Genomic DNA, 13,816 nt, shown 5'->3' on the forward strand with positions numbered 1-13,816 from the left:
TCAGCTCCCGGCGGTCCACTCGGACCAGGGCATGTTCCAGCCGTTGAGCCCGTTGTCCGGCTGGATCGTCTTGTCGTTGGAGTTCTTGACCACGACGACGTCACCGATGAGCGAGTTGCTGTAGAACCACGCGGCCGGGGTGGACGGGTCGCCGCCACCGCGCTCGTCGAACAGGCCGACGCAGCCGTGGCTGGCGTTCTCCGAGCCGAAGGTGCCCTCGCCCGACCAGTAGTTGCCGTGGATGAAGGTGCCGGACGTCGACAGGCGCATGGCGTGCGGCACGTCCGCGATGTCGTACTCGCCGCCGAAGCCGACCGTGTTGCCGTCCATCCGCGTCACGTCGTACTTCTCGCTGATGACCATCTGGCCGTTGTACGTCGAGTGGCCCGGGGCGCCGGCGGAGATCGGGATGGTCTTGAGCGTCTTGCCGTCCCGCTCGACCGTCATCTGGTGGCTGGAGGCGTCCACGGTGCTCACCTGGCTGCGGCCGACGGTGAACTTCACGGTCTTGTTCTGCGTGCCGTAGACGCCGTCACGGCCCTCGACGCCGTCGAGGTTCATCTCCAGCGTCACCTTGGTGCCCGCGGCCCAGAACTTCTCGGGGCGGAAGTCGAGGCGGTCGTTGCCGAACCAGTGGCCCTTGACGGGCACGGAGGGCTCGGCGGTCACCTTCACGGCGCGCTCGACGGCCTTGGTGTCGGTGATGCCCCGGCTGAAAGTGAGCGATACGGGCATGCCGACGCCGACCGTGCTGCCGTCCTCCGGCGTGAAGTAGCCGACGAAGGTGTTCTGCGGGGTGAGGGTCGTGAACGTCGCGTGCTTGGCGGATGTCCGCCCCTTCTTGTCCTTGGCCAGCGCGTCCACCGTGTACTTCGTGGCGGCGGCGAGGTGCCCGGCCGGCTCCCAGGACGCGCCGTCGTCGGCGATCTTGCCGTCCACCGCGGTGCCCTTGGCGTCGGCGACCTTGACGGAGGTCAGCGTGCCCTGGTCGGCGGTGACCTTGAGCGCGCCGCTCGTCGCGACGTCCTTCGCGCCGTCCTTCGGCGCGATCGTCACCACGGCCTGCGAGGGCTTGCCGTCGTCCTTCTCGGCGCCGTCCTTCTTCGCATCCCCGTCACCACCACAGGCGGTGACCAGCAGCAACAGCGCCCCGAGCAGCAGCGCGAACAGGCCCCTGCGGCCGGCGCGCCCTCTCGATATCAGCTGCGTGTTCACAACGGTTGTCTCCCCTTCGCACGGCCCGCGGCCACGCGGCGCCCCCTGAGCGCGTCAGCACGCGCATGGCGATAGATAACCACATGCCACCGACAGTGCATGGCTCGGGAATGTCACCGTTCCGCAGCAAATGGGAACGGTGGTACGAGGCATACGCATGAGGAGTGAGCCGTGGCCGAATCGAGGCATCTTAAACCGGCCACAGACCCGTCGTTGACCACCCGGCGGGGGTCCTTCGCGCACAGGTCCCGCACAGGTGTCGGGTCCGATCACACGGGTGAGCGCATGCGTGGATCTGGGCAGAACTGGGGGAAGGACAGGACCGCCGACATCCGGCACGGGAAGCCGGGTGCCCGGCGCGCTGGTCGAGAGCCGCCGGAGGCGAAGACGTGTCGAGCGCACCCGAGCAACGGGCGGAACGGGACGGGCGGGACGGCCGGTTCGCACGCGCCCCCGAGCGGCCCCGTACGGACGGCGGCGCGGCACCGCCCGTCGTGTCCGCCGTCAACGGCCACCGGCGGCCGGAGGTCCCGGTCCGCCCGGCGGTGCGGCCGGGCAGCTCGGAGCCGCTGGGCGCGCGCTTCCGCGTGGGCGCGGACGGAGTGGCGGGCACCAATTTCGCCCTGTGGGCCGGCGGGGCGGAGGCCGTCGAGCTGTGCCTGTTCGACGACGAGCCGGGCACCGGCCCGGAGGGCACGCCGTGCGGGGAGCGCGAAACCCGCCTGTTCCTGGACGAGTTGACGCACGAGATATGGCACGGCTTCGTACCGGGCGTGCGCCCCGGCCGCCGCTACGGCTACCGCGTGCACGGCCGCTGGGACCCCTGGACCGGCGCCCGCTGGAACCCCGCCAAGCTCCTCCTCGACCCCTACGCCCGGGCCATAGACGGTGATTTCACCCTTCCTCCCGAGGTGTACGGACACGTCCGCGACTGGCCGCAGCAGTACGTCGCCGACACCGTGCGCGACGACCGCGACTCGGCCCCGTACGTCCCCAAGGGCGTCGTCGTCGCGGACGACGACGACTGGGCGGACGACCACAGGCCGAAGACGCCGTGGGCCGACTCGGTCATCTACGAACTGCACGTGCGCGGCTTCACCATGCGCCACCCCGGCATCCCGGAGCGGCTGCGCGGCACCTACGCCGGACTCGCGCACCCGGCGGCCGTCGACCACCTGGTGCGCCTCGGGGTGACCGCCGTCGAGCTGCTGCCCGTCCACCAGTTCGCGCACGAGGACCACCTGCTGCGGCGCGGGCTGCGCAACTACTGGGGCTACAACTCCATCGGCTACTTCGCACCGCACGCCGCCTACGCCGCGACCGGGACGCGCGGCCGGCAGGTCGGCGAGTTCAAGCGGATGGTACGGGCCCTGCACGCGGCGGGCATCGAGGTCATCCTCGACGTCGTCTACAACCACACCGCGGAGGGCGGCGAGCTCGGGCCGACGCTCTCCCTGCGCGGCGTCGACAACCGCCGCTACTACCGCCTCCAGGACGACGCCCGCCGCTACGCCGACTACACCGGCTGCGGCAACACCCTCCATGTCGTGCAGCCGAACGTCCTCCGCCTGATCACCGACTCGCTGCGCTACTGGGTGACGGAGATGGGCGTCGACGGCTTCCGCTTCGACCTGGCGGCGGCGCTGGCCCGGTCGATGCACGATGTCGACATGCTCTCGCCGTTCCTCGCGGTCATCGCCCAGGACCCGGTGCTGCGCCGCGTCAAGCTCATAGCCGAGCCCTGGGACGTGGGCTCGGGCGGCTATCAGGTGGGCGCCTTCCCCCCGCTGTGGACGGAGTGGAACGACCGCTACCGCGACGCCGTACGCGACTTCTGGCGGGGCGCGCTGCCGGACGTACGCGACCTCGGCTACCGCCTGTCCGGCTCCAGCGACCTCTACGCCTGGGGCGGCCGCAGGCCGTACGCCTCCGTCAACTTCGTCACCGCGCACGACGGCTTCACCCTGCGCGACCTCGTCAGCTACGAACAGAAGCACAACGAGGCCAACGGCGAGGGCAACCGCGACGGCACCGGCGACAACCGGTCCTGGAACTGCGGCGTCGAGGGCGAGACCGACGACGCGGCCGTCCTCGCGCTGCGCCGGCGCCAGGCACGGAACCTGCTGACCACCCTGCTGCTGTCCACCGGCGTGCCGATGCTGGTGGCCGGCGACGAGATGGGCCGCACGCAGGGCGGCAACAACAACGCGTACTGCCAGGACAACGCGACCAGCTGGGTCGACTGGTCCCTCCTGGAGGACCCCGGCTGGCGGGCGCTCGCCGAGCTGTCCGCCCGCCTCCTCGCCCTGCGCCGCGCCCACCCCGTGCTGCGCAGCCGCTCCTTCTTCTCCGGCCGGCCGCAGGCGGCGGACGGGCTGCGGGACCTCGCCTGGTTCACGGCGGACGGCACGGAGATGACGGAGGCCGACTGGTACGCCCCGGCGGCCACGCTCGGCATGTTCCTCTCCGGCCGGGACATCGCGCGGCGCGACGACTCGGGTGAACCGGTCACCGACGACAGCTTCCTGACGGTCCTGCACGCCGGCTCCGGGCCGGTGCGCTTCACGCTGCCCGGGGCGCCGTGGGCTTCGGCGTACGAGCTCCTCGTGAACACGGCGCGGGAGTCTCAGGCGACGGCACCGGGCACGCGGCGGGCCGGCGGCACGCCGGTGGCTGTGCGGCCACGCTCGATCCTCCTCCTGCGGGCCGTGCCGGCGTCTCCTTCCCCGCCTCGCCCGTGCCCGTAGCCGCCTGCGGCGCTTTGTTCCCCACCCCGCCCCTTCCCGAACTGGGGCGCTGCCCCAGACCCCGATGTGCGGGTCCGTTGCCGCCTGCGGCGGGAGCGCCCTGCTGGGGGTCCCCCCGGACGAAGTCTGGGGGAGCGTCCTCAATCGCCGGACGGGCTGAATGTGCTGGTTACGGTCCGCACCATTCCAGCCCGTCCGGCGTTTGAGGACACCGCGCGAAGCGCGGTCAGGGGGTCTGGGGCGCAGCCCCAGTTTCGGGAAGGGGCGGGGTAGGGGAAACAAAGCGCCGCAGGCGAAGCCCCCACGCGGCGGAGCCGCACATCAGACGCAGCCGGGAAGGGGCGGGGCTGGGGAACAAGCGCCGCAGGCGCCACCCACCCGCGCCCGAACCCGGAAAAACAAATGGGCACTGTCAGTGGTGAACCGTACCCTCACTCCTGATGACTGTCACCCGAGAAGCGCCCCACTCAACTGCCCGGTCGCTGCTGCGGCTTTGGCCCTACGTCCGCCCCGTCCGCATCAGGCTGCTGGCCGCCGCGGCCGTGGCGGTCGTCGCGTCCTGCATAGGGCTCGCCTTCCCCCTGGTGCTGAAGTGGATGGTGGACGGCCCGGTCGCGGACCGTGACCCCTCGGGCGTCTGGCTGGGCGGTGCGCTGCTGCTGGCACTCGGCGTCGTGGAGGCGGTGTTGTTCCTGACGCGCCGCCGGCTGATCGCCCGGCCGCTGGCCCGCGTCGAGGCGGACATGCGGGCGGACCTCTACGCCCGTCTCCAGCGGCTGCCGGTGGCCTTCCACGACCGCTGGCCCTCGGGGCAGTTGCTCTCGCGCGGCACGACGGACCTGATGCTGCTGCGGATCTTCCTGGCGTTCCCGCTGACCTTCCTGCTGGTCAACACGGTGACCATCGTGGTCGGCTTCGTCATCCTGCTGATGCAGCAGTGGCTGCTGGGCCTGGTGCTGCTCGCGCCGGTGGTGCCGCTGGTCGCGCTCTGCTGGAAGTTCGAGGACCGCTATTCCCGGGCCGCGCGGACCGCGCAGGACCAGGTGGGCGATCTGACGACGGCCGTCGAGGAGAGCGTCCTCGGCATCCGCATCATCAAGGGCTTCGGGCGGCACCACCGGCAGGAGCGCTCCTTCATGGCCCTCTCCGGCCGGCTGCGGTCGACCGAGCTGCGCAAGGCCGGCCTGCTGGGAACGCTGTGGGCACTGATCATGATCCTGCCGGAGCTGGCGATCGGGGCGGCGCTGCTGCTCGGTGTGGTGCAGGTCGCCGACGGCGAGCTGTCGGCGGGCACCCTGGTGGCGTTCCTGTCGACGGCGCTCGCGCTGCGCTGGCCGGTGGAGTCGATCGGCTTCCTGCTCGCCGTGACGAACGAGTCGGCGACGGCCGCGGACCGCTTCTTCGAGGTGCTCGACACCCAGCCGCCCGCCGACGCCCCCGAGGTGCCGGCGCCCGCCCGGCCGCGGGGCGACGGACTCCGCCTGGAGGGCGTGGAGTTCCGCTACCCCGACGCGCCCGCCGGTTCCCCGCCCGTGCTGCGCGGCATCGACCTGCACATCCGGCCCGGCGAGACCATGGCGCTCGTCGGCACCACCGGCAGCGGCAAGACCACCCTCACCGCGCTGATACCCCGCCTCCACGAGGCGACCGCCGGGCGGATCACCCTGGACGGCCAGGACATCGCGGAGCTCCCCCGCGAGCGGCTGCGCGAGCTCGTCTCCGTCGCCTTCGAGGACCCCACGCTCTTCTCGGCCACCGTCGCCGAGAACGTCATGATGGGCGCCGCCCACGCCGAGGAGGCCGATCTCGTACGGGCGTTGACGGTCGCCCAGGCCGGCTTCGTGCACGCCCTGCCCGACGGCCCCGGCACGCAGGTCGGCGAGCAGGGGCTGAGCCTGTCCGGCGGGCAGCGGCAGCGGCTCGCGCTGGCCCGCGCGGTCGTCGGCTCGCCCCGCTTCCTCATCCTCGACGACCCGCTCTCCGCGCTCGACGTCCACACCGAGGCCCTGGTCGAGGCGGCGCTGCGCGACGTGCTGGCCACGACCACGGCCCTGGTGGTCGCCCACCGCCCGTCCACCGTCCTGCTCGCCGACCGGGTCGCGCTGCTCTCCGGCGGGCGCGTCGCGGCGGTCGGCACCCACCACGAACTGCTGCACGGCAACGAGGAGTACGCGGCACTGATGTCCGGCCGGGACGACCACGCCTTTCAGGGAGGGCCGCGACGATGACCACCACCGTTCCCGAAGAGCAGGAGGGGCGGGAGGAGCGAGCGGCGGAGGCCGGCGACCCCGTCGCCCAGGACGTCCTGCCCGCGCCCAAGGGCGCCTCCCGCGCGCTGCTGCGCTCGCTCCTCGCCCCAGCCCGGGGCGCGGTCCGGCTCGCCGTCGTCGTCCTGCTGCTCCAGCAGGCCGCCGTCCAGGCCGGCCCGCTGCTGGTGGCGTACGCCATCGACCGCGGGGTGCCCGCCGTGCGCCACGGCGACCACGGCCCGCTCGTCGCCGTCGGCGTCGGCTACGCCCTGTGCGCGCTGGCCTCCGGCCTCCTCCAGCTGGCCTTCGTGCGGCTGTCGGCCCGGATCGGCCAGGACATGCTCCTGGACCTGCGCGGCCGGATTTTCCGCCACGCGCAGTCGCTCAGCGTCGACTTCCACGAGCGCTACACCTCCGGCCGGCTGATCTCCCGCGCCACCTCCGACGTCGAGTCGATCCGCGAGCTGCTCAACGACGGCCTCCAGGAGCTCATCGCCGTCGCCCTGTCGGTGGTGTACGTCTCGGCCACGCTCCTCTGGCTCGACTGGGGCATCGGTGGCGCGGCCCTGCTGTCCTTCGCCCCGCTGTATCTCTTCGTGCGCTCCTACCAGCGCCGCGCCCTGGTCGTCTACGGCGAGCGGTCCACGGCGATCGCGGCCGTCATCGTGAAGTTCACGGAGACGATGAACGGCATCCGGCCGGTGCAGGCGTTCCGCCGGGAACGCGCCAACGACGCGCACTTCGCCGAGCTCAACTCCCGCCACCGGGGCGCCAACACGGCCGCGATGCTGGAGATGGCCCGCTACATATTCTCGTCCCGGCTGGTGGCCAACACGGCGCTGGCGGTGATCGTCCTGTGGAGCGCCTACCGGGTGGCCTCCGGCGATCTGGCGCTCGGCGTGCTGGCCGCCTCCGTGCTCTATCTGCGGCGGCTGTACGACCCGATCGACCGGCTGGGGATGTTCCTCAACACCTATCAGTCGGCCGCCGCTTCCCTGGAGAAGATCGCCGGGCTGCTCGCCCAGCGCCCCTCCGTCCCCGAGCCCGCGCACCCCAGGACGCTGCCGGAGCGGCCCGCGGGCCGGCCGGGCCGCGAGGTCGTCTTCGACGGCGTGCGCTTCGCCTACCGCACGGGCGGCGAGGTGCTGCCCCGCTTCGATCTGACCCTGGCCGCCGGGCGGACGGTCGCCGTCGTCGGCTCCACCGGTGCCGGCAAGTCCACGCTGGCCAAGCTGCTCGCCCGCTTCTACGACCCGACCGAGGGCGAGGTGCGGCTCGACGGCGTCCCGCTGCGCGAGCTGGCCGTGGCGGAGCTGCGCCGCGGGGTCGTCATGGTCACCCAGGAGTCGTTCCTGTTCTCCGGCACGGTGGCGGAGAACATCGCCATCGGCCGCCCCGGCGCGACGCGCGAGGAGATGGAGCGGGCGGCGAAGGCCATCGGCGCGCACGACTTCATCACCGCGCTCCCGGACGGCTACGACACGGACGTGCGCAAGCGCGGCGGCCGCATCTCCGCGGGGCAGCGGCAGTTGATCGCCTTCGCCCGCGCGCTCCTCGCCGACCCCGCCGTGCTCATCCTCGACGAGGCGACGTCCTCGCTGGACATCCCGGGCGAGCAGGCGGTGCAGGCCGCGATGCGCACGGTGCTGCGCGGGCGCACGGCCGTGGTGATCGCGCACCGCCTGTCGACGGTCGAGATCGCGGACCGGGTGCTGGTCATGGCGGACGGCCGCGTGGTGGAGGACGGCACACCGGCCGAGCTCATCGCGGGCACGGGCCGCTTCGCGGACCTGCACCGGGCCTGGCGGGACAGCCTGGTCTGACGACGGCTCGCCCGGGATCCGCGCCGTGCGGGACCGATGGCGCGGGACCGACGGTGCGGCCGCCCGTCTCCGGGACGGCCTGTCGGGCCGTGGCGCGGCCGGCGCGGATCGCATGGCCGTGGAACGCGTCGGCATCGGCCGCGTGCTCGCCGAGGCAGCGGGTGAGAGCAGTTCCGGGCCGGCGAGGGACGCGCCGCGGCAACTCATGGGCGAGGCGGCGGAGCTGACCCGCCCCGACCGCCCCGTCATTGGACTGCACCATTTCCGGTCGGATGACGAAACGCTCGACCCCATCCCAACGGCTGTACAAGAGAGTTCAAAGGTCCCCCACCCCGCGTCCTTCCCGATCCGCTATGCGGACCCCGCTTGTTCGTCAACGGACGCTATCCGGCCAACTTGCCGCCGCACTCCTGACACGTACATGCCTGCGGTGGCACTCTTCCCTCCACCGACACACCGCTCCCCCCACAGCACCTCGGCAGGGCGTCGCGCACCCCCTTTTCCTCATCGGCTTCCCCCCCCTGAAGCATCGTGCTCTCCCTCGCTCTGTCCGAGCGGCCTCCCCGGCCGCCCGGCCTCCCTTCGGTCACCCACCGTGGCCATCGCAGAAGGAGTCAGTGTGAGACCCACCCCCCATAGGCGCGCAGTCGCCACCGGCGCCCTGGTCGCCGTCACCGCGGTTCTCGCCGTCGGCGCGCAGACCGGTGCCGCCACCGCCAAGGCCGACCACACCACCGCGGGCCGCAAGGTCGTCGCCAAGGCCGACCCCGGCGCGCAGCCCGCCAAGCTCACCCCCTCGCAGCGCGCCGAGCTGATGCGCGAGGCCAACGCGACCAAGGCGCGGACGGCCCGGACGCTGGGCCTCGGCGCCAAGGAGCAGCTGGTCGTGAAGGACGTCGTCAAGGACGTCAACGGCACCAGCCACACCCGCTACGAGCGCACCTACGACGGTCTGCCGGTCCTCGGCGGGGACCTCGTGGTCGACGCGACGAACAGCGGCACGGTCAAGGCCGTCGCCAAGGCCACCAAGTCCCGCCTGGCGGTGGCCACCACCACGCCGTCCCTCGCGGCCTCCGCCGCGGAGAAGGACGCCGTGAAGGCCGCGAACGCGCAGGGCTCGAAGGCCACCAAGGCCGACGTCGCGCCGCGCAAGGTGATCTGGGCGGCCGACGGGGCGCCCGTGCTCGCCTACGAGACGGTCGTCGGCGGCCTCCAGGACGACGGCACGCCGAACCAGCTGCACGTCATCACGGACGCGAAGACGGGCAAGAAGCTCTTCGCATTCCAAGGCATCAAGACCGGCACCGGCAACACGCAGTACAGCGGCCAGGTCACGCTCGGCACGACGCAGTCCGGTGGCTCGTACACCCTGAACGACGGCACGCGCGGCGGGCACAAGACGTACAACCTGAACCACGGCTCGTCCGGCACGGGCTCGCTGTACACCAACTCCACCGACGTGTGGGGGAACGGCAGCAACAGTGACCCCGCCACCGCCGGCGCCGACGCGCACTACGGCGCCCAGCTCACCTGGGACTACTACAAGAACGTGCACGGCCGCTCCGGCATCCGCGGTGACGGCCAGGGCGCGTACAGCCGGGTGCACTACGGCAACAGCTACGTCAACGCCTTCTGGGACGACGGCTGCTTCTGCATGACGTACGGCGACGGGTCCGGCAACGCCAAGCCGCTGACCGCGATCGACGTGGCCGCGCACGAGATGACGCACGGCGTCACGGCCGCGACCGCCAACCTCACCTACAGCGGGGAGTCCGGCGGGCTGAACGAGGCGACGTCCGACATCATGGCCACCGCCGTGGAGTTCTGGGCGAACAACCCGAGCGACCCGGGCGACTACCTCATCGGCGAGAAGATCGACATCAACGGCAACGGCACGCCGCTGCGCTACCAGGACAAGCCGAGCCGCGACGGCCGGTCCAAGGACGCGTGGTACTCCGGCCTCGGCGGACTCGACGTGCACTACTCGTCGGGCCCGGCCAATCACTGGTTCTACCTCGCCTCCGAGGGCAGCGGCCCGAAGGACATCAACGGCGTGCACTACGACAGCCCGACCGCCGACGGGCTGCCGGTCACCGGCATAGGCCGGGACAACGCCGCGAAGGTGTGGTTCAAGGCCCTGACCCAGCGCATGCAGTCCAACACCAACTACGCGGGCGCGCGGGACGCGACGCTGTGGGCCGCCGGTGAGCTCTTCGGCGTCGGCAGCGAGACGTACAACAACGTCGCCAACGCGTGGGCCGCCATCAGCGTCGGCAGCCGGGTCTCCTCAGGCGTGACCGTCACCGCGCCCGGCGACCAGACCAGCATCGTCAACACCGCCGTCCAGCTCCAGATCAAGGCGACGAGCTCCACGGCCGGTTCGCTGACCTACTCGGCCTCCGGGCTGCCCCCCGGGCTGTCGGTCAACGCCTCGACCGGACTGATATCCGGCACCCCGACCGCGACGGGCACCAGCACGGTGACCGTGACGGTGAAGGACTCGGCCGGCAAGACGGGCACCGCGACCTTCAAGTGGACCGTGAACACCACGGGTGGCGGCAGCGTCTTCGAGAACACCACCCCGGTGGCGATCCCCGACGCGGGAGCGGCCGTCACCTCGCCGATCGTCGTGACGCGCAGCGGCAACGGCTCGTCCGCGCTGAAGGTGGACGTGAACATCACGCACACCTACCGCGGTGACCTCCAGATCGACCTGGTGGCCCCCGACGGCAAGTCGTGGCGGCTGAAGGACTCCGACTCGTGGGACTCCGCGGCGGACGTGAAGGAGACGTACACCGTGGACGCCTCGGCCTCCTCGGCCAGTGGCACGTGGAAGCTCCAGGTCCAGGACGTGTACTCGGGTGACAGCGGCACCCTGAACAGCTGGAGGCTCAGCTTCTAGCGTTCACCGGACCAGGCGCCGCCCGGGGTGAGTTCGCCTCCCCCGGGCGGCGCCTCTCAATTTCTCGTTCGGCAGCGCCCCGAAGGGGCGCGGGGAACTGCGCGACCAGCCACGACCCACCCGCAGATGACGCACCGGACTTCCAGCGGAGCGCTACCGCAGCAGGACCCCCGCGCCCTCCCCCGTCGCCTCCGACGGCAGCGTCACCAGGCCCATCTCCGCCCCGCTGGCCAGCAGCCGGTGGGCCGGCAGGATGCGGACGGTGTAGCCGAAGGGGCCCGTGCGGTCGAGCGTCAGCGGGCCCTCGTAGAGGCGGCGCCCGTCGAGGCCCGGCGCCCCCGTCGGCTTCAGGGGGAACGTCGACGTGCGGCTGAGGCAGTCCGCGGGGTCGACCCGGCCGGCGACCGCCTGCACCTCGACGTCCGTCGGTTCGAGGCCGCCGAGGGTGACGCTCACCCGCAGGGAGACCGTCGAGCCCAGCTCCGCCGTGCCGTTGAGCGCGGTGTCCGCGACCGCCTCCACGTGGTCGACGGCGACGCCCGGCCACGCGTCGCGCACCCGCCGCTTCCAGTCGGCCAGTTCGCGGGCGGTGTCCGCGCCGAGCGCGCGCTGGGCCTCGGCGGCCGGCCCGTAGAGCCGCTCCACGTACTCCCTGACCATGCGCCCGGCCAGCACCTTCGGGCCGAGGGTGGTGAGCGTGCCGCGGACCATCTCGATCCAGCGGCCGGGCAGCCCGCCCGCGCCCCGGTCGTAGAAGCGCGGCGCGACCCGCTCCTCCAGCAGCCGGTAGAGGGCGGTGGCCTCCAGGTCGTCGCGGCGGTCCTCGTCGGTGGCGGCGCCGTCGGCGGTGGGGATGGCCCAGCCGAAGTCGGGTTCGTACCACTCGTCCCACCAGCCGTCCAGGACGGACAGGTTGAGACAGCCGTTGAGCGCGGCCTTCATGCCGGAGGTGCCGCACGCCTCCAGGGGGCGCAGCGGGTTGTTGAGCCAGACGTCGCAGCCGGGGTAGAGCTTCTGGGCCATCGCCATGCCGTAGTCGGGCAGGAAGACGATGCGGTGGCGCACGCGCGGGTCGTCGGCGAACCGCACCAGCTCCTGCACGAGGCGCTTGCCGCTGTCGTCGGCGGGGTGGGCCTTGCCCGCGACGACGATCTGGATCGGCCGCTCGGGGTGGAGCAGCAGCTCCATCAGCCGGTCGCGGTCGCGGAGCATCAGGGTGAGGCGCTTGTAGGAGGGGACGCGGCGGGCGAAGCCGATGGTGAGGACGTCGGGGTCGAGGACGGAGTCGATCCAGCCGAGTTCGGCGGTGCCGGCGCCGCGTTCGCGCCAGGAGGCGCGCAGCCGCCCGCGCACCTCTTCGACGAGCTGTTCGCGCAGGGTGCGGCGCAGTTCCCAGATGTCGGCGGCGGCGATGCCGTCGACGGCGTCCCAGCGCCGGGAGCCGCCGACGGTGAGGGCGTCCTCGGCGCGTCCGGCGCCGACCTGCCGGGCGCCGAGCCGCATGACCTCGGGGGCGACCCAGGTGGGCGCGTGGACGCCGTTGGTGACGGAGGTGATGGGCACCTCCTCGGCGTCGAACCCCGGCCACAGGCCCGCGAACATCTGGCGGCTGACCTGCCCGTGGAGGGTGGAGACGCCGTTGGCGCGCTGGGCCAGGCGCAGGCCCATGACCGCCATGTTGAAGAGGTTGGGCTCGCCGCCGGGGTAGCTCTCCAGGCCGAGTTCGAGGACGCGTTCGACGTCGATGCCGGGGAGCTCCCCGGCGGGGCCGAAGTGGCGGGCGACGAGCTCGCGGTCGAAGCGGTCGATGCCGGCGGGCACGGGCGTGTGGGTGGTGAAGACGGCTCCGGCGCGCACGCTCTCCAGGGCGGCGTCGAAGTCGGCGCCCTGCTCAGTGAGTTCGCGGATGCGCTCCAGGCCGAGGAATCCGGCGTGGCCCTCGTTGGTGTGGAAGACCTCGGGCTCGGCGTGGCCGGTGAGCCGGCAGTACGTACGGAGCGCGCGCACCCCGCCGATGCCCAGGAGCATCTCCTGGAGCAGCCGGTGCTCGCCCCCGCCGCCGTAGAGCCGGTCGGTGACGTCGCGCTCGCGGGGGCCGTTCTCCTCGACGTCGGAGTCGAGGAGGAGCAGGGGGACGCGGCCGACGTGGGCCTGCCAGATGTAGGCGAGCAGGGAGCGGCCGCCGGGGAGGGCGAGACAGACGCGGCTGGGGGTGCCGTCGGGTTCGCGGAGCATTCGCAGCGGGAGCTCGTTGGGGTCGAGCAGGGGGTAGTGCTCCTGCTGCCAGCCCTCGCGGGAGAGGGACTGGCGGAAGTACCCGTGGCGGTAGAGGAGTCCGACGCCGATGAGCGGGACGCCGAGGTCGCTGGCGGACTTGAGGTGGTCGCCCGCGAGGATGCCGAGCCCGCCGCTGTACTGCGGGAGGGCGGCGGTGATGCCGAACTCGGGGGAGAAATAGGCGACGGCGGCGGGCAGCCCCTCGGGCTGTTCCTGGTACCACCGCCGGCCGGTGAGGTAGTCGTGCAGATCGTCGGAGGCGGCGGCGAGGCGGCGGCGGAAGCGGCGGTCCTCGGCGAGGGCCGCCAGCCGGTCGGCGGAGACGGTCCCCAGCAGTCGCAGGGGGTCCCCGCCGGCGGCCCGCCAGCCCTCGGGGTCGACGGACTGGAAGAGCTCGCGCGTCTCGGGGTGCCAGGACCAGCGCAGGTTGCGCGCCAGCTCGCTGAGCGGTCGTAGGGGCTCCGGAAGGACGGGGCGCACACTGAATCGACGAATGGCCTTCACTGTCACGACGGTAGCGCCGTGGCGCTCCCGATTCGGGGTTGTCGGGGACAGTTCCCGCCCCCGCCGGGAGTGACCGGCGAATGCGCCCCGTGGTGCGGG

At 72.4% G+C, this 13,816-nt stretch carries 6 protein-coding genes; 4 read left to right on the forward strand and 2 right to left on the reverse strand.

Annotated elements, in window-relative coordinates:
* Positions 1 to 1,215 (reverse strand): Ig-like domain-containing protein, encoded by a 1,215-nt coding sequence (locus tag ACFY1P_RS00680; RefSeq protein ID WP_361531883.1) that lies wholly within the window; start codon positions 1,213 to 1,215, stop codon positions 1 to 3.
* Between the two features lie 389 nt (positions 1,216 to 1,604).
* On the opposite strand from ACFY1P_RS00680, the gene glgX reads away from it, so the two are divergent.
* The 4 genes from glgX to ACFY1P_RS00700 all read left to right on the forward strand — a co-directional run bounded on the left by glgX (position 1,605) and on the right by ACFY1P_RS00700 (position 10,936).
* Entirely contained in the window at positions 1,605 to 3,962 is a 2,358-nt protein-coding gene (gene glgX, locus ACFY1P_RS00685; protein WP_390749259.1) for a glycogen debranching protein GlgX, read from the forward strand.
* A gap of 440 nt (positions 3,963 to 4,402) precedes the next feature.
* Positions 4,403 to 6,190, forward strand: coding sequence for an ABC transporter ATP-binding protein (locus ACFY1P_RS00690; RefSeq protein ID WP_390749260.1), 1,788 nt, complete (start codon positions 4,403 to 4,405; stop codon positions 6,188 to 6,190).
* Positions 6,187 to 8,034, forward strand: a complete 1,848-nt coding sequence (locus tag ACFY1P_RS00695; RefSeq protein ID WP_361530784.1) for an ABC transporter ATP-binding protein — start codon at positions 6,187 to 6,189, stop codon at positions 8,032 to 8,034. The genes ACFY1P_RS00690 and ACFY1P_RS00695 overlap by 4 nt, the downstream gene beginning before the upstream one ends.
* Positions 8,035 to 8,653: 619 nt before the next feature.
* On the forward strand, positions 8,654 to 10,936 hold the full coding sequence (locus ACFY1P_RS00700; RefSeq protein WP_390749261.1) for a M4 family metallopeptidase: 2,283 nt from the start codon (positions 8,654 to 8,656) through the stop codon (positions 10,934 to 10,936).
* A gap of 153 nt (positions 10,937 to 11,089) precedes the next feature.
* Here the strand turns inward: ACFY1P_RS00700 and glgP are convergent, their stop codons facing one another.
* On the reverse strand, positions 11,090 to 13,717 hold the full coding sequence (glgP, locus tag ACFY1P_RS00705) for an alpha-glucan family phosphorylase (protein WP_361530778.1): 2,628 nt from the start codon (positions 13,715 to 13,717) through the stop codon (positions 11,090 to 11,092).
* Between the last annotated feature and the right edge of the window lie 99 nt (positions 13,718 to 13,816).

Source organism: Streptomyces sp. NPDC001407, from assembly GCF_042895325.1.
Classification (GTDB): domain Bacteria; phylum Actinomycetota; class Actinomycetes; order Streptomycetales; family Streptomycetaceae; genus Streptomyces.